Genomic DNA, 14627 nt, shown 5'->3' on the forward strand with positions numbered 1-14627 from the left:
GAAGCGCATCGGCGCGCGTACGCTCGTATCCGCGCCCAACTCGGCCGATTTACGATGCGCCGGGGCACAGCCGACCCATCCCTCGGCTCGGAAACTCAACGGAAGAGAGACTTCACCACCGTGACTGCTCTGACTCTCAGCACTGCCGGTGCCGCGACGCTGCGCGCCGACGCCGTGGTCGTCGGCATCGCCAAGGGCACCGGGCCCAAGGCGGGTCCGGTCGTGGCGCCGGGCGCCGAGGCCGTGGACAAGGCGTTCGGCGGCAAGCTCGCCGGCATCCTGGAGACCCTGGGCGCCTCCGGTGCCGAGGGCGAGGTGACCAAGCTGCCGTCACCCTCCGGCCTGAAGGCACCGGTCGTGCTGGCGGTCGGGCTCGGCACGGCCCCCGGGAAGGACGAGGCGTTCGCCGCCGAGGTCCTGCGGTCCGCCGCCGGCTCCGCGGCCCGCGCCCTCACCGGCACCAAGAAGGCCGCGTTCGCGCTGCCCGTGGAGGCGGCCGAGGACGTGGCGGCCATCGCGGAGGGCGCGCTGCTCGGCGCGTACTCCTTCACCGCGTACCAGGAGGGCGGCAAGGGCGCGAAGGCGCCAGTGGCCGAGATCGCCCTGATCGGCGCCAAGCCGCGTGACAAGGCTCACAAGGCGGCCGCCGAGCGCGCCATCACGCTGGCCGAGGAACTGAACCGGGCCCGCGACCTGGTGAACACCCCGCCGAACGACCTCTACCCCGAATCCTTCGCCGCAGTCGCCACCGCGGCCGCCAAGGAGCACGGCGTCAAGGTCCAGGTGCTCGACGAGAAGGCGCTCACCAAGGGCGGCTACGGCGGCATCCTCGGTGTCGGCGTCGGCTCCGCCAACGGCCCCCGCCTGGTCCGCATCGGCTACACCCACCCGCAGGCGGCCAAGTCGCTCGCCTTCGTCGGCAAGGGCATCACCTACGACTCGGGCGGCATCTCGCTGAAGCCGGCCGGCCACAACGAGACGATGAAGTGCGACATGGCCGGCGCCGCCGCCGTCTTCGCCGCCGTCGTCTCGGCCGCCCGCCTCGGCCTGAAGGTGAACGTCACCGGCTGGCTGGCGCTCGCCGAGAACATGCCGTCGGGCACCGCTACCCGCCCGGGCGACGTCCTGCGCATGTACAGCGGCAAGACCGTCGAGGTCCTCAACACCGACGCCGAGGGCCGGCTCGTGCTCGCCGACGCCCTGGCCAAGGCCTCCGAGGAGAACCCGGACGCGATCGTCGACGTGGCGACCCTGACCGGCGCCATGATGATGGCGCTCGGCAACCGCACGTTCGGCGTCATGGCCAACGACGACGCCTTCCGCACCGCCGTCCACGAGACGGCCGAAGAGGCCGGTGAGGCGTCCTGGCCGATGCCGCTCCCCGCCGACCTGCGCAAGGGCATGGACTCCCCGACCGCCGACATCGCCAACATGGGCGAGCGGATGGGCGGCGGCCTGGTGGCCGGTCTGTTCCTGAAGGAGTTCGTGGGCGAGGGCATCACCTGGGCCCACCTGGACATCGCGGGCCCGGCCTACAACGAGGGCGCCCCCTTCGGCTACACCCCCAAGGGCGGCACCGGCTCCGCGGTCCGCACCCTGGTCCGGCTGGCCGAGCGCACCGCCGACGGCGAGCTGGGCTGACACCGCTGACACCGATGGCCTCGGGCATATGCCCGAGGCCGTTCGTGTTCCTCCCCCGTATCCGTCCGGATTCCGCTCTGGACGAAATCAACGGGTACGTACACGGTGATCGCCCTCCCACAGGGCGATCGCCCGTCCCAGAGCCCGGCCCCGCGTCCCGCCTTCCGGCAACAAGTGCGAAGATGGGTTCTCGGCAGGACAGGGCCCCCACCACAGGGCCGACGAAGACAGCGGCCGAACACCAGCCGCCGCCCGGTCACGGGACCGGCGCCCGGCGCACATGCATGGAGGACGTGACGTGGCGAACGACGCCAGCACCGTTTTCGACCTAGTGATCCTCGGCGGTGGCAGTGGCGGCTACGCCGCGGCCCTGCGCGGAGCGCAGCTGGGCCTGGACGTCGCACTGATCGAGAAGAACAAGCTCGGCGGCACCTGCCTGCACAACGGCTGCATCCCCACCAAGGCCCTGCTGCACGCCGGCGAGATCGCCGACCAGGCGCGCGAGGCCGAGCAGTTCGGTGTCAAGGCCACCTTCGAGGGCATCGACATCGCGGCCGTCCACAAGTACAAGGACGACGTGATCTCGGGCCTCTACAAGGGCCTCCAGGGCCTGGTGGCCTCCCGCAAGGTGACGTACATCGAGGGTGAGGGCAAGCTGTCGTCGCCCACCTCGGTCGACGTCAACGGGCAGCGCGTCCAGGGCCGCCACGTCCTCCTGGCGACCGGCTCCGTGCCGAAGTCGCTGCCGGGCCTGGAGATCGACGGCAACCGCATCATCTCCTCGGACCACGCGCTGACCCTGGACCGGGTCCCGCAGTCCGCGATCATCCTGGGCGGCGGCGTCATCGGCGTCGAGTTCGCCTCGGCGTGGAAGTCCTTCGGCACCGACGTCACCGTCGTCGAGGGCCTCAAGCACCTCGTCCCGGCCGAGGACGAGAACTCCTCGAAGCTTCTTGAGCGCGCGTTCCGCAAGCGCGGCATCAAGTTCAACCTGGGCACCTTCTTCCAGAAGGCCGAGTACACCCAGAACGGTGTCAAGGTCACGCTGGCCGACGGCAAGGAGTTCGAGGCCGAGGTCCTCCTCGTCGCCATCGGCCGCGGCCCGGTCTCGCAGGGCCTCGGTTACGAGGAGCAGGGCGTCGCGATGGACCGCGGCTACGTCCTCGTCGACGAGTACATGCGCACCAACGTGCCGACCATCTCGGCCGTCGGTGACCTCGTCCCGACCCTCCAGCTCGCGCACGTCGGCTTCGCCGAGGGCATCCTGGTGGCGGAGCGTCTGGCCGGTCTCAAGACCGTCCCGATCGACTACGACGGTGTGCCGCGCGTGACGTACTGCCACCCCGAGGTCGCCTCCGTCGGCATCTCCGAGGCCAAGGCCAAGGAGATCTACGGTGCGGACAAGGTCGTCGCTCTGAAGTACAACCTCGCGGGCAACGGCAAGAGCAAGATCCTCAAGACCGCGGGCGAGATCAAGCTCGTCCAGGTCAAGGACGGTGCCGTGGTCGGCGTCCACATGGTCGGTGACCGTATGGGCGAGCAGGTCGGCGAAGCCCAGCTGATCTACAACTGGGAGGCTCTGCCGGCCGAGGTCGCGCAGCTCATCCACGCGCACCCGACGCAGAACGAGGCTCTCGGCGAGGCGCACCTGGCGCTGGCCGGCAAGCCGCTGCACTCCCACGACTGATTGCCCTCGGGCGCGACGACCACTTCCGCAAATCTGTAAGGAGAAACTGAAACCATGTCGGTTTCCGTAACCCTTCCGGCGCTCGGCGAGAGCGTCACCGAGGGCACCGTCACCCGCTGGCTGAAGGCCGAGGGCGAGCGCGTCGAGGCCGACGAGCCGTTGCTCGAGGTCTCGACCGACAAGGTCGACACCGAGATCCCGGCCCCCGCCTCCGGCATCCTGGCCTCCATCAAGGTGGCCGAGGACGAGACCGTCGAGGTCGGCGCCGAGCTGGCCATCATCGACGACGGCTCGGGCGCTCCGGCCGCCGCCGCGGCTCCGGCCGCCGAGCCCGCCGCCGCTCCCGCCCCGGCCCCCGCGGCCGAGGCTCCGGCCGCCCCGGCGCCCGCCGCCGAGGCCCCGGCCCCGGCCGCCGCCCCCGCCGGTGGCGCCGCCGGCACCGACGTGACGCTGCCCGCCCTCGGCGAGTCCGTCACCGAGGGCACCGTCACCCGCTGGCTGAAGCAGGTCGGCGAGGAGGTGGCCGAGGACGAGCCGCTGCTCGAGGTCTCCACCGACAAGGTCGACACCGAGATCCCCGCCCCGGTCGCCGGTGTGCTGCTGGAGATCGTGGTCGGCGAGGACGAGACCGCCGAGGTCGGCGCCAAGCTGGCCGTCATCGGCGCCGCGGGTGCCGCGCCCGCCGCCGCTGCCGCCCCGGCCGCCCCGGCTCCGGCCGCCGCCCCCGCTCCGGCCCCGGCGGCCGCTCCGGCGCCCGCCCCGGCCGCTCCGGCTGCTCCGGCTCCGGCCCCGGCCGCCCCCGTGGCCGCCCCGGCCGCGCCCGCCGCCCCGGCGCCCGCGCCGGTCGCCGCCCCGGCTCCGGTGACCCCGGCTCCGGCCCCGGTCGCCACCTCCGGCGACGACGGCGCGTACGTCACGCCGCTGGTCCGCAAGCTCGCCTCCGAGTCCGGTGTGGACCTGGGCGCGGTCAAGGGCACCGGCGTCGGCGGCCGTATCCGCAAGCAGGACGTCATCGCCGCCGCCGAGGCCGCGAAGGCCGCCGCTCCGGCGCCGGCCGCCGCCGCGCCCGCCGCGAAGGCCGCCCCCTCCCTGGAGGCGTCCCCGCTGCGCGGCCAGACGGTCAAGATGACCCGGATGCGCAAGGTCATCGGCGACAACATGATGAAGGCCCTGCACTCGCAGGCCCAGCTCACCACGGTCGTCGAGGTGGACATCACGAAGCTGATGAAGCTGCGTGCCGCCGCCAAGGACTCCTTCGCCGCCCGTGAGGGCGTCAAGCTGTCCCCGATGCCGTTCTTCGTGAAGGCCGCGGCCCAGGCGCTGAAGGCCCACCCGGTCATCAACGCCCGGATCAACGAGGACGAGGGCACCATCACGTACTTCGACTCGGAGAACATCGGCATCGCCGTGGACTCCGAGAAGGGTCTGATGACGCCGGTCATCAAGGGTGCGGGCGGTCTGAACCTCGCCGGTATCTCCAAGGCGACCGCCGAGCTGGCCGGCAAGGTCCGCGCCAACAAGATCACCCCGGACGAGCTGTCCGGCGCGACCTTCACGATCAGCAACACCGGCTCGCGCGGTGCGCTGTTCGACACGGTCATCGTGCCGCCGAACCAGGTCGCGATCCTGGGCATCGGCGCCACCGTCAAGCGCCCGGCGGTCATCGAGACCGCCGAGGGCACGGTCATCGGCATCCGTGACATGACCTACCTGGCGCTCTCCTACGACCACCGTCTGGTGGACGGCGCCGACGCGGCCCGCTACCTGACGGCCGTCAAGGCGATCCTGGAGGCCGGCGAGTTCGAGGTCGAGCTCGGCCTGTAGGACCGCGGCCGTACGGTCTGTGACGAAGGCGCCCCCGCCCGGAGTGATTCCTGGTGGGGGCGCCGCCGTATTGTCTAGAGGTCACCGCTCGCGCGAAGGAGCTCTTCATGACCCCGCCCGTCGTCCACTCGCTGCGCGAGCAGATCCGCGAGCACATCGTGGAGGGGATCGTCAGCGGCCGCTGGAAGCCGGGTGAGCGGATCGTGGAGCGCCGTATCGCGGTCGAGCTCCAGGTGAGCCAGACGCCCGTCCGGGAGGCCCTGCGCGAGCTGGAGTCCCTGCGGCTGATCGAGTCGGCCCCCAACAAGGGCGTACGCGTACGGAACCTGACGGCGGCCGACCTGGAGGAGAGCTACCCCGTCCGGGCGGGCCTGGAGCAGATCGCGGCCGAGCTGGCCGCGGACCGCCTCGCCGCGGACTGCTCGGCGCTTGAGCCGCATGTGGCGGCGCTGTACGAGGCGGACGCGGCGGCGGACGGGACGGCGCAGGTCCGGCACACGGTGGGGTTCCACCGTGAGCTGGTGCGGGCGGCGCACAACAGCGTGCTGCTGCACACCTGGGAGGGCCTCGGCATCGAGGTCTTCACGGCCCTGTCCATCCGCTGGCTGGGCACGGTGCAGAAGTCGTACGCGGAGGAGCACCAGGAGCTGGTGGAGGCGTTCCGGCGCCACGATCCGCGGATCGGCACGCTGGTCAAGTCCCACGTCCTGGGCTGCGCGCCGCGGGCTTAGCCCGGGGTTCGTCTGCGGCCCGGTGGTGGGTTGCGGCGGATTCCCCGGGGGCTGCGCCCCCGGCCCCTACGGTGTTCGTCTGCGGACCGTGGCGGGCTGGTCGCGCAGTTCCCCGCGCCCCTTAAATGCCGCTCCGCGGCAATCCCCTGGGCGCCCCGAAGGGGCGCATCTCAGGGGCGCGGGGAACTGCGCGAGCAACCGACCACGGCCCGCAGACGAACGAGGGTTCAGGGGCGCGGGGAACTGCGCGACCAGCCCGCCACCGGCCCGTAGACGAACCCCGGGCCGAAGAGGGGCGCGGGGAACTGCGCGACCAGTTGGGGACGGCCCGCAGACAAACACCGGGCCAAACAGGGGCGTAGCCCCCGCAGGGAGAGGTGGGGGTGGGCCCCGCTCATACTCCGGCACCCCCGCTCATCCGAACCCCACCCCACCTGCGAAAACAAGGCACCCCGTGCCCCCTTCCGGGGCACCCCGTGCCGACTTTTTCGATATCGAGAAGTTTTTCGCTCAACGCTTTGATCGATCATCGATCGGCGGCTTACAGTCAACGGCGGACTTACCCGGTCCACCGCCCTGTCCTGCCAGACAAGGCCCCTTATCTCCACCCCCCTCCAGTCCGGAAGGCGGCGATCATGATCGACCCCACGCCCAAGTCTCCGAGCGAGCTCGACCAGCTCCCGGACCGTGACACCGAGGAGACCGCCGAGTGGGCGGCCTCCCTCGATGCCGTCGCCAAGGCCGCCGGCCCCCACCGGGCCGCGTATCTGATGCGCCGCACGCTCCAGCACGCCGAGGGCGCGGGCCTGGCCCTGCCCAAGCTGCTGGAGACGGACTACGTCAACACCATCCCCAGCTCCGCCGAACCCGTCATCGACGGCGACGAGGAGATGGAGCGCCGGATCACGGCGTGGAACCGGTGGAACGCCGCCGCGATGGTCACCCGCGGCTCCAAGCACGGCGTCGGCGGCCACATAGCCACCTTCGCCTCCGCCGCCTGGCTGTACGAGACCGGCTTCAACCACTTCTTCAAGGGGAAGGAGGCCGACGGATCCGGCGACCAGCTGTACATCCAGGGCCACGCCTCCCCCGGCATCTACGCCCGCGCCTTCCTCGACGGCCGTCTCGACGAGACGCACCTCGACAACTTCCGGCAGGAGTCCGGCGGCAACGGCCTGCCCTCCTACCCGCACCCGCGCCGGCTGCCCTGGCTGTGGGAGTTCCCGACCGTCTCCATGGGTCTCGGTCCCCTCTCCGCCATCTACCAGGCGCGCTTCAACCGGTACCTCACCAACCGCAACATCAAGGACGTCTCGGCCTCCCACGTGTGGGCCTTCCTCGGTGACGGCGAGATGGACGAGCCCGAGTCGACCGCCGCACTCGCGCTCGCCGCTCGTGAGGGCCTCGACAACCTCACCTTCGTCATCAACTGCAACCTGCAGCGCCTCGACGGCCCGGTCCGCGCGAACTTCAAGATCGTGCAGGAGCTGGAGGCCCAGTTCCGCGGCGCCGGCTGGAACGTCGTGAAGTCGCTGTGGGGCGGCGCCTGGGACGAGCTGTTCGCGCTCGACACCACCGGCGCCCTGGTCCGCCGGCTGCGCGAGGTCCCGGACGCGCAGGTGCAGACGTACCAGACGCGTGACGCGGCCTACATCCGCGAGGACTTCTTCGGCAAGGACCCGGCCCTCGTCGAGATGGCCCGGCTGCTCACCGACGACAAGATCCTCGAGTGCTTCCACCTCTCCCGCGGCGGTCACGAGCCCCGCAAGGTGTACGCGGCGTACAAGGCCGCCCTGGAGTTCAAGGGCGCGCCGACCGTCATCCTGGCGCAGACCGTCAAGGGCTTCACCCTCGGTGAGGGCTTCGCGTCCAAGAACGCGAACCACCAGATGAAGAAGCTCTCGAACGACGAGTTCAAGAACATGCGGGATCTGCTGGAACTGCCGATCTCCGACGCCCAGTTCGTCGACGGTGTCGTTCCTTACGGGCACCCCGGCGCGGACTCCCCCGAGGTGCGTTACCTCCAGGAGCGGCGCGCCGCCCTCGGCGGTCCCGCCCCGGCCCGCCGTACGCACGCGCTCGCTCCGCTGCCCGCCCCGGCCGACAAGGCGTTCGCCGCGTTCGACAAGGGCTCCGGCAGCCAGTCCATGGCCACCACCATGGCGTTCGTCCGGCTCGTCAAGGACCTCATCCGCGACAAGGAGACCGGCAAGCGCTGGGTCCCGATCGTCCCGGACGAGGCCCGCACCTTCGGTATGGAGAGCCTCTTCCCCTCCCTCGGGATCTACTCCCCCAAGGGCCAGACGTACGAGCCGGTCGACCGCGACCAGCTGATGTACTACCGCGAGGCGAAGGACGGCCAGATCCTCAACGAGGGGATCACCGAGGCCGGTTCGATGGCCGACTTCATCGCCGCGTCGACCGCGTACTCCACGCACGGCGAAGCGATGATCCCGTTCTACATCTTCTACTCGATGTTCGGCTGGCAGCGCACCGCCGACCAGATGTGGCAGCTCGGCGACCAGCTGGGCCGCGGCTTCCTGGTGGGCGCCACCGCCGGTCGTACGACGCTGACCGGTGAGGGCCTCCAGCACGCCGACGGCCACTCGCCGGTGATCGCCGCGACCAACCCGGCGGCGCTGACCTACGACCCGGCGTTCGCGTACGAGATCGGCACGATCGTCAAGGACGGTCTGCGCCGGATGTACGGCGAGGCGGCTCCGGGCGAGGACCAGAACGTCTTCTACTACCTCACCGTCTACAACGAGCCCATGCCGCAGCCCGCCAAGCCGGCCGGGATCGACGAGGGCATCATCAAGGGCCTCTACCGCTTCAACACGGCCGAGTCGGCCGGGCTGGACGTGGCGGCCGCCAACCCCGCGCGCATCCAGCTGCTCGGCTCGGGCACGGCGATCCACTGGACCCTCGCGGCCCAGAAGCTGCTCGCCGAGGAGTGGGGCGTGGCCGCCGACGTGTGGTCCGCGACCTCCTGGACCGAGCTGCGCCGGGACGCCCTGGAGGCGGACGCCGCGCTGCTGCGCGGCGAGGAGCGCGTGCCGTACGTACGCCAGGCGCTGGCCGGTGCCGAGGGCCCGGTCCTCGCGGTCAGCGACTACATGCGCCAGGTGCCGGACCAGATCGCGCAGTGGGTCGAGCAGGACTACTCCTCGCTCGGCGCCGACGGGTTCGGCCTCTCCGACACCCGTGACGCGGCCCGCCGCCACTTCGGCGTCGACGCCCAGTCGATCGTCGTCGCGGCCCTGGCCCAGCTGGCCCGCCGCGGCGAGGTCAAGGCGTCGGCGGTGAAGGAAGCCCGCGAGCGGTACGGCCTGTAAGGCCGGAGGACGCGGTGTACGCCCCCGGGCGCGGCTCTGTGCCGTGCGGCCGGGGGCGTTCGCTGTTCGTCTGCGGCTGTGTGGTGGGTTGCTCGCGCAGTTCCCCGCGCCCCTAGGTGGTTCATTACCTGCGGGCCGGTGGTGGGCTGGTCGCGCAGTTCCCCGCGCCCCTAGGGGGTCGGCCGCAGCCGGAGAACCAAGCTCAGCCACAGGCCTTTAGGGGCGCGGGGAACTGCGCGAGAAGCGGGCACGGTCCGCAGACGAACGAGGGTTTCCAGGGGCGCGGGGAACTGCGCGACCAGCCACCCACGGTCCGCACACGAACGAGGGTTCCAGGGGCGCGGGCGCGGGCGACCCAGGCTGCGCGCCCGACGGGCGAGCTCTGCGGCCGGGGTCGGCGGGGCGAATGGTTCGATCCGGCCGCCCGATGGGCTGATTTGCGCGGCTCCGCGTGCGCGCCCACCCGCCAGCCACGATGCTGGATCCCGTGATGGACGAGACGGAATTCTGGGAGCTGATCGACAGCACCCGCGAGGACGCCGAGGGCGACCCCGAGGACCATGCGGAGCTGCTGGTGGAGCGCTTGCTGCAGCTCGACCCGGAATCCGTCCTGGACTTCGCCAGGCACTTCGAGGCCCGCTACAACCGCGCGTACGCCTGGGATCTGTGGGGCGCGGCGGCCGTGCTGCTCGGCGGCGCCAGCGACGACGCGTTCGACTACTTCCGCTGCTGGCTCATCGGCCAGGGCCGGGAGGTGTTCGAGGGCGCCCTGCACGACCCGGACCACCTCGCCGAGCTCCTGGACGACTTCGACGAGGAGATCGACGGCGACGGCGAGGACCTGGGGTACGCGGCGGACGAGGCGTACGAGCAGCTCACCGGGGCCGTCGCGCCCGATCTGGGGATCTCGCCCCAGCCCTCCGAACCGCTGGGCACCCCGATCGACTTCGAGGACGACCGCGCCCTGGCGGAACGGTTCCCCCGACTGTGGGAACGATTCGGCACGTCGGTCTGACGTCGGGCTAAGCGGCCCGGTGGCCGTTCGCCGGGGCCAGCGCCAGCGCCAGTAGCGCCACGTCGTCCTTGGCCCGGCCCGCGTACCGGACCAGGTCGTCGCGTACCGCCTCGGTGAGCGCCGCGAGGCCGTCGCGCGGGGTCGCCAGCGCCGCCAGTCGCTCCCCCAGCGGATAGAAGGCGCCCGCCCCGTCGCGCGCCTCGGTCACCCCGTCCGTGTACGCGAGGATCCTGTCCCCGTCGGCGAGCTCCACCCGCAGCTCCCCCGGCGGCGCCAGGCCCGCGAGGCCGAGGCCGAGGGGTGGTGCGGGCTCGGCGGCCAGTTCGGCGGCGGTGCGGCCGCGCAGCAGGAACGGGCGGGGGTGGCCGCAGCTCACCACCCGTACGACCCTCTCGTGCGGCGGGAACTCCAGGAGCAGCGCGGTCGCGAACAGCTCGCCGTGGCCGTCCGGGCGCGCGTCGACCACCAGGCGGCGGTCCAGGCGGGCGGCGACGGCGGCGAGCGTGGGCTCGTCCAGGACCGCCTCGCGGAAGGCGCCGAGCAGCGCGGCCACCGTGCCGACCGCCGCCAGGCCGTGGCCCTGGACGTCCGCGATCACCGCCCGTACGCCGTGCGGGCCCTCGCGCACGTCGTAGAAGTCGCCGCCGACCAGGGTGCCGCGCTGGGCGGCCTGGTAGAGCCCGGCGCAGCGCACGGGCCCCACCGCGTCCGGCAGCGGCGGCAGCACCGCGAGCTGGGCGGCCTCGGCGACGGTACGGACGGTCACCAGCTGGTGGTCGCGGCGCTGGCGCACCCAGGCCACGACGATGCTGAAGACCACGACGACCGCGAGGGTGAGGATGTCGCCGGGGTGCGGGTACCAGTCGCGGGTGTGCGGCAGCAGCACGCCGACGAAAGTGACGGTGGCCAGCACGACCGTGCCGATCGGCCCGTACGCGAAGGCGGCCAGCGGCGGCACGGCGGCCAGGAAGTAGCCGAGCTCCACCCCGTTGGGGGTGCCGAGCTGGGCGGCCGTGATCCCGGCGAGGACCACCACCGGGAGCGCCCGCTGCCACAGCGGCCGGGGGGCGACCGGCAGCAGCCCGGACGCGCCCTCGTCCGCCATGGCGAAGCTCCTCGGCCGCCGGTCCTGCGCTGCTGTCTCGTATCTCCTGTTCTACGTCACTCGGTGAGCGAGCGCCCCATGAGCACGTCGTCCACGTACTCCCCGTCCAGCAGGAACTCTCCGGGCAGGACGCCCTCGACGGCGAAGCCCTCCGACTCGTAGAGCCTGCGGGCGGGCGTGTTGTGGCCCAGGACGCGCAGGGTGAGGCGGCGCGCCCCCTGGCGCCGGGACTCCTCCACGGCGGCGCGCAGCAGGGCCCGGGCGACGCCCCGGCCCCGGGCGCGGTCGGCGACGGCGAGGCCCTGGATCTGGCGGACGTGGCTGTTGCAGTCGAGGCGGGTGGGCCGGACGAGGCGCAGATATCCGGCCACCAGGTAGTACGAGGGCGGGTTGGCGGGGTCGAAGAACGGCGCGTACGGCGGCTCGGGCCGGGGCTGGACGGCGTGCAGCGGCGACCAGACCTCGCGGTCGAGCTCGGCGAGCGCGGTGTCGTCGGCGTGGCGGGCGGGGCGTATGTGCGGCGAGGGCATGGGGTCACTGTGCCATCGGGGTACACGTGCGGAAGCATGGTTTCCGCCCCGGAGCGGGGCACCCTCACCATCGGGAGAAGGCGGCATGCGGATCGCGATCACGGGCTCGACCGGGCTCATCGGCACGGCGCTCGCGCAGTCACTGCGGGCGGACGGGCACGACCTCGTCCGGCTGGTGCGGCGCCCGGCGCGGGCCGGCGACGAGGTCGAGTGGGACCCGAAGCGGCAGTATGTGGACGCGGGCGGGCTCGCCGGGTGCGAGGCCGTGGTCCATCTGGCCGGGGCCGGGGTCGGCGACCACCGGTGGACCGACGCGTACAAGAAGGAGATCCGCGACAGCCGGGTGCTCGGCACGGCCGCCCTCGCCGAGGCCCTGGCCTCGCTCGACGTGCCGCCGAAGGTGCTGCTGTGCGGCACGGCGATCGGCTATTACGGCGATACGGGAACGCGCGCGGTGGACGAGGAGGCGCCGCCTGGCGAAGGCTTCCTGGCGGGGGTCTGCGTGGAGTGGGAGGAGGCGGCGGCCCCGGCGGCCGAGGCGGGGATCCGTACGGTGTTCGCGCGCACCGGTCTGGTGGTGGCCCGTGAGGGCGGCGCCTGGGGCAGGCTCTTCCCCCTCTTCCGGGCGGGTCTCGGCGGGCGGCTGGGCAGCGGGCGCCAGTATTGGTCGTTCATCTCCCAGCACGACCACACCGCGGCGCTGCGGCACCTGCTGGAGCGCCCCGAGCTGTCCGGCCCGGTGAACCTGACGGCCCCGGAGCCGGTCACCAACCGCGAGGTGACGGCGGCGATGGCCCGCGTGCTGCACCGCCCGGCGCTGTTCCCGGTCCCGGCCCCGGCGATCCGGCTGGTGCTCGGCGAGTTCGCGGAAGACGTCCTGGGCAGCCAGCGGGTCCTCCCCCGCCGTCTGCTGGATTCGGGCTTCCGGTTCGCGTTCCCGACGGTGGAGGGGGCGGTTGCCGCGGCACTGAAGGGGTAGCGGCGGGGGGTGCTAGGGCCGAACCCCCGCAAGCGGGCGGTACCGGCGCACGGGGTGCGGGGGCGTGCCTCCGTGCTCGGTCGCGTGCGCGAGTCGCGGAATCGACCGCGCTTTCTACTCTCTGACCGAACTCCTGCATTTCGTGGTCCCGTTGGGGGCATGAGGCCTCCACCAAGCCGCGCCGACCTCAGGGAGGGGCACGTGCTCAGCACCGCACACCATGCGGACGTCGTCATCGTGGGGGCCGGGCTCGCCGGCCTGTCAGCGGCTCATCAGCTGACCGGCGCGGGGGTCACGGTCATGGTCCTGGAGGCCGCCGGGGAGGTGGGCGGGCGCATGTGCACCGAGCACCTCGACGGCTTCCGCCTCGACCGGATCGGCCAGTTGCTCTCCACCTCGTACCCGGAGCTGACGCGCACGCCCGGCCTGGACGGCCTGGCGCTGAGCGCGTTCGCGCCCGGGGTGCTCGTGCACAGCGCGGGCCGCCACTACCGGGCGGGCGTGCCACGGAGCACGCGGGGCGCACTCGCAGCAGCGCGCGCCCTGGCGAGCGCCCCCAGGGGAGGCCCGCGGGGCGTGCCCAGGAGCTCCGCGCGGGGCGGCTCCCGCAGCGCCCCGACCCCACTCGGCGGCGCGCTCGACCAGGCCCGGCTCGGCGCGTCGCTCGCCCGGCTCGCCGCGACCCCCGTCGAGCGGCTGCTCGCCCGGCCCGAACTGCCCATCGGGGCCGCCCTGCAGACCCGCGGCCTGCCCGCCCGCACCCTCGACGGGTTCGTGCGCCCGCTGCTCTCCGCGCTGCTCTGCGACCCGGACCTCACCACCTCCAGCCGGTGCGCCGACCTCGCCCTGCGCGGCTTCGCGCGCGGCCGGCTGTGCGTACCGTCGGGGGGCGCCTCGGTGCTGCCGGAGCTGCTCGCGGCCGCGCTGCCGCCGGGCACGGTCCGTACCGGCGTCAAGGTCACCTCGGTCGCCACGACCTCCGTGACCACCGCCGACCACGGTGTCATCGGCTGCCGTTCGCTGCTGCTCGCCACGGACGCGCGGGCCGCCGCCGAGCTGCTGCCCGGGCTTCGGGTGCCGCCGTTCCACCCGGTGACGGTGGTGCACCACACCGCCCCCGCGCCCCCACTGGCCGAGCCCGCGCTGCTGCTCGACGCGGACGGGGGCGGCCCGGTGGCGCACACAGTGGTGATGAGCGAGGTCGACCCGGCGCGCGCGCCGCGCGGGCGGGCGCTCGTGAGCTCCACCGTGCTCGGCCCCCCGCCGCCGGACCTGGAGGCCTCGGTCCTGGCCCATCTGGCCCGGCTGTACGGGACGTCGACGGCGGACTGGGACCTGCTCGCCGTCCGGCACACCCCGGAGGCGGTCCCGGCGATGCCCGCGCCCCACGACGTACGCCGCCCTGTGCGGCTGCTGGCGGGCCTGTACGTGTGCGGGGACCACCGGGACACCAGCACGGTCCAGGGGGCCCTGTACTCGGGCCGCAGGGCCGCGGGGGCGATCCTCTCCGACATGGGCCTGCGCCCGGCGATCCAGGCCCCCTCGACGATCCGCCCGGCGGCCTAGCGGTTTCGCCTGCGGGCGGTCGGACGCTGATTGCGCAGTTCCCCGCGCCCCTTTTTGGCCCGGTGTTCGTCTGCGGGTGTGTGGTGGGTTGCTCGCGCAGTTCCCCGCGCCCCTAGGGGGTTCATTACCTGCGGGCCGGTGGGGGCTGGTCGCGCAGTTCCCCGCGCCCCTAGGGGGTCGGCCGCAGCCGGAGACCCCAGCTCAGCCACAGGCC

The 14627-nt window shown here is 72.8% G+C and carries 10 protein-coding genes; 8 read left to right on the top strand and 2 right to left on the bottom strand.

Annotation, left to right across the window (positions count from 1 at the left end):
* Positions 1-120: 120 nt before the first annotated feature.
* The 6 genes from BX283_RS14360 to BX283_RS14385 all read left to right on the top strand — a co-directional run bounded on the left by BX283_RS14360 (position 121) and on the right by BX283_RS14385 (position 10233).
* Positions 121-1641, top strand: a complete 1521-nt coding sequence (locus BX283_RS14360; protein ID WP_101388014.1) for a leucyl aminopeptidase — start codon at positions 121-123, stop codon at positions 1639-1641.
* A 298-nt stretch (positions 1642-1939) separates the two neighbouring features.
* Positions 1940-3328, top strand: a complete 1389-nt coding sequence (lpdA, locus tag BX283_RS14365; protein WP_180357153.1) for a dihydrolipoyl dehydrogenase — start codon at positions 1940-1942, stop codon at positions 3326-3328.
* A 54-nt stretch (positions 3329-3382) separates the two neighbouring features.
* Complete coding sequence (gene sucB, locus BX283_RS14370; protein ID WP_101388016.1) at positions 3383-5152, top strand: 2-oxoglutarate dehydrogenase, E2 component, dihydrolipoamide succinyltransferase; 1770 nt, start codon at positions 3383-3385, stop codon at positions 5150-5152.
* A 107-nt stretch (positions 5153-5259) separates the two neighbouring features.
* The gene (locus tag BX283_RS14375) at positions 5260-5883 is read left to right on the top strand and encodes a GntR family transcriptional regulator (RefSeq protein ID WP_101388017.1); all 624 of its coding nucleotides are present in this window, start codon (positions 5260-5262) and stop codon (positions 5881-5883) included.
* A gap of 635 nt (positions 5884-6518) precedes the next feature.
* A complete protein-coding gene (gene aceE / locus BX283_RS14380; protein ID WP_101388018.1) occupies positions 6519-9218 on the top strand; it encodes a pyruvate dehydrogenase (acetyl-transferring), homodimeric type in 2700 nt (899 codons plus the stop codon).
* A gap of 490 nt (positions 9219-9708) precedes the next feature.
* Positions 9709-10233, top strand: coding sequence for a DUF4240 domain-containing protein (locus tag BX283_RS14385; protein WP_101388019.1), 525 nt, complete (start codon positions 9709-9711; stop codon positions 10231-10233).
* 7 nt (positions 10234-10240) lie between these two features.
* Here BX283_RS14385 and BX283_RS14390 read toward each other — a convergent pair whose 3' ends face one another.
* Together BX283_RS14390 and BX283_RS14395 are read right to left on the bottom strand one after the other, a co-directional pair.
* Positions 10241-11338 (bottom strand): PP2C family protein-serine/threonine phosphatase, encoded by a 1098-nt coding sequence (locus tag BX283_RS14390; protein WP_101388020.1) that lies wholly within the window; start codon positions 11336-11338, stop codon positions 10241-10243.
* A 56-nt stretch (positions 11339-11394) separates the two neighbouring features.
* Complete coding sequence (locus BX283_RS14395; RefSeq protein ID WP_101388021.1) at positions 11395-11868, bottom strand: GNAT family N-acetyltransferase; 474 nt, start codon at positions 11866-11868, stop codon at positions 11395-11397.
* An 85-nt stretch (positions 11869-11953) separates the two neighbouring features.
* Between BX283_RS14395 and BX283_RS14400 the strand changes: the two genes are divergently transcribed.
* Both BX283_RS14400 and BX283_RS14405 read left to right on the top strand, forming a co-directional pair.
* Complete coding sequence (locus BX283_RS14400) at positions 11954-12847, top strand: TIGR01777 family oxidoreductase (RefSeq protein WP_101388022.1); 894 nt, start codon at positions 11954-11956, stop codon at positions 12845-12847.
* 201 nt (positions 12848-13048) lie between these two features.
* Positions 13049-14413 (top strand): NAD(P)/FAD-dependent oxidoreductase, encoded by a 1365-nt coding sequence (locus BX283_RS14405; protein WP_101388023.1) that lies wholly within the window; start codon positions 13049-13051, stop codon positions 14411-14413.
* Positions 14414-14627 lie beyond the last annotated feature (214 nt).

This window comes from Streptomyces sp. TLI_146, from assembly GCF_002846415.1.
Classification (GTDB): Bacteria; Actinomycetota; Actinomycetes; order Streptomycetales; family Streptomycetaceae; genus Streptomyces.

What these genes read in the sequence shown, in the direction of transcription:
- aceE (WP_101388018.1), top strand. Translation starts at nt 6,519, where the DNA reads ATGATCGACCCCACGCCCAAGTCTCCGAGCGAGCTCGACCAGCTCCCG.
- sucB (WP_101388016.1), top strand. Translation starts at nt 3,383, where the DNA reads ATGTCGGTTTCCGTAACCCTTCCGGCGCTCGGCGAGAGCGTCACCGAG.
- BX283_RS14385 (WP_101388019.1), top strand. Translation starts at nt 9,709, where the DNA reads ATGGACGAGACGGAATTCTGGGAGCTGATCGACAGCACCCGCGAGGAC.
- BX283_RS14395 (WP_101388021.1), bottom strand. Translation starts at nt 11,868, where the DNA reads ATGCCCTCGCCGCACATACGCCCCGCCCGCCACGCCGACGACACCGCG.
- BX283_RS14375 (WP_101388017.1), top strand. Translation starts at nt 5,260, where the DNA reads ATGACCCCGCCCGTCGTCCACTCGCTGCGCGAGCAGATCCGCGAGCAC.
- BX283_RS14390 (WP_101388020.1), bottom strand. Translation starts at nt 11,338, where the DNA reads ATGGCGGACGAGGGCGCGTCCGGGCTGCTGCCGGTCGCCCCCCGGCCG.
- BX283_RS14400 (WP_101388022.1), top strand. Translation starts at nt 11,954, where the DNA reads ATGCGGATCGCGATCACGGGCTCGACCGGGCTCATCGGCACGGCGCTC.